This is a genomic window from Micromonospora parastrephiae (assembly GCF_016802865.1).
GTDB lineage: Bacteria > Actinomycetota > Actinomycetes > Mycobacteriales > Micromonosporaceae > Micromonospora > Micromonospora parastrephiae.
In genome coordinates this window covers 1-1,907 of record NZ_JAEVHM010000379.1, presented here as the reverse complement: position 1 = coordinate 1,907, position 1,907 = coordinate 1, and the positions used below count along the sequence as shown (strand labels likewise).

Here is a 1,907-nt window from a genome sequence, read left to right as displayed (position 1 = left end):
GCCGCCGCCGCGGCCGTCCGCGAGGCCGCCGACCGCTACGGCGAGGTCGACCGGGCCGCCCGCCGCCGGATCACCGGGGAGCCGTGATGGACCCGCTCGACCGGCTCGCCGAGCCCGGCCTGGACCTGCTGCACCGGGTGGACGCGCTGCTCGCCGCCGGGGTCCCCGAGGGGCACCGGGTCTGGCCGCTGCTGCGCCGGATGCAGGTGCTGCCGGGCGACGCGGTCCGTGGCTTCCTCGACCTCCACCCGACGCCGCTCACCGGCGCCGGGCACGCCGTGCGCCGGCTCATCCGGGGGTACGACGACGTCTCCGCCGCGCTCACCGACCCGGTGCTGTGGTCCGGTCCGGCCGCCACGGCGTACGGGCAGGAACGCGCGGCGCTGCTACGCCACCTGGACGAGGGGCCGGAGAGCCTGGTCGGCCGGCTCGAATCCACCGCCGGGTACGCGGACGCGCTCGCCGACTGGATGGAGGGCAGCCGGCTGGCCCTGGCCCGGACACTGGCCGACGTGCTCCGTTCGGCCGAGGCCGTCGCCGTGGTCGCCGCCACCGCCGGGGGTCCACCGCTTCGACCCGGGCCGATCGGGCCGGGAGTGGCCGACGCGGCCGAGATCGCGGCGCGGGTGCTGGCGGTGCTCTGCGTCGCGTACGACGGCGCCGAGACGCTGCTGCGTCAGTGGGCGCCGAGCCTGGCCGAGTCCGTTTGGCGACCGCCGGTGGACGGCAGGCCCCACTACGGGCAGCCCACCCGGGTCGGCTGGTAGCCGCGTCCCGGCCCTTCGGCGGCCCGGACAGACCACGGCGCCGCTCGCGGGCACCCGAGAAGAGCCGGCGCCCACGGCGACGCCGTGGTCTTCCCCCTGCACCCCCCGCAGGTCTGCCTCCACTCAACGCCGCCCGGACGCGTTTGTCCCCTGCCCCGGCCGGGATTCAACCGTCCGGGCGAGGAGCAACGGCACGACGGGCCGCCCGGCAATAGGTCAAGTCGACGGTCATGAATAGCGGCGGGCGTAGCCGGCCGGTGCGCTCTCCGCGCTGACCCGTCGTAGGGTGGGGGCATGGGCATGCTCTGCGCGGTCAGCTTCAACCGGTACGGGCGCCTCTACTACCTCGACCCGGGCGAGTTGCGTCCGCAGGTCGGCGACCGGGTGCTCGTGCCCACCGACGACGGGCCCGAGGTGGCCGAGTGCGTCTGGGCCGCCCAGTGGGTCACCGAGGAGACCGACGGTTTCCCCCGCCTGGTGGGGCTGGCCGGCGACGACGACCTGCGCCGGGACGAGGCGTTGCGTCGACGCAAGGCCGACGCCAAGGTGGCCGCGAAGCGGCTGATCCGCGCGCACGGCCTGCCGATGAAGGTGGTGGCCGTCGACCACGTGCTCGGCTCCGCCGAGGGCGGCGGTGAGCGCAGCACCGTCTACTTCACCGCGCCGCACCGGGTGGACTTCCGCTCCCTGGTCCGTGACCTGGGCGCCACCCTGCACTGTCGGGTCGAGCTGCGCCAGCTCTCCGCCCGCGACTCGGCGCGGGTGCAGGGCGGGATCGGTTCGTGCGGTCGGGACCTGTGCTGCGCCACGTTCCTCACCGACTTCGAGCCGGTGACCATCCGGATGGCCAAGGACCAGGACCTACCGCTGAACCCGCTGCGCATCTCCGGGGCATGCGGGCGGCTGATGTGCTGTTTGAAGTACGAACATCCCCTGTACCAACGATTTCAGGAGACCGCCCCGGCGGTCGGCAGCCGGGTCTCCACGCCGGAGGGCGACGGCCGGGTGGTCGGCCACAGCGTCCCACGCGACGCGGTCACCGTCCGCCTGGACGCCGACGGCTCCCGCTGCTCCTGCTCCCGCGCCTCCGTCTGCGCCCCCCGCCAAGCCCACGACCAGCACTACACCCCCTAGTCCCCC

At 75.0% G+C, this 1,907-nt stretch carries 2 protein-coding genes; both read left to right on the top strand.

Going from position 1 to position 1,907, the window contains the following annotated elements; genetic code table 11:
- Window positions 1-86: 86 nt before the first annotated feature.
- Complete coding sequence (locus JNW91_RS31180; protein WP_203179025.1) at window positions 87-767, top strand: hypothetical protein; 681 nt, start codon at window positions 87-89, stop codon at window positions 765-767.
- Window positions 768-1,061: 294 nt separating this feature from the next.
- Window positions 1,062-1,901 (top strand): PSP1 domain-containing protein, encoded by an 840-nt coding sequence (locus JNW91_RS31175; protein WP_203179024.1) that lies wholly within the window; start codon window positions 1,062-1,064, stop codon window positions 1,899-1,901.
- The last annotated feature ends 6 nt before the right edge of the window (window positions 1,902-1,907 follow it).

Coding starts and splice junctions, on each gene's coding strand:
- JNW91_RS31180 (WP_203179025.1), top strand. CDS start 87: ATGGACCCGCTCGACCGGCTCGCCGAGCCCGGCCTGGACCTGCTGCAC.
- JNW91_RS31175 (WP_203179024.1), top strand. CDS start 1,062: ATGGGCATGCTCTGCGCGGTCAGCTTCAACCGGTACGGGCGCCTCTAC.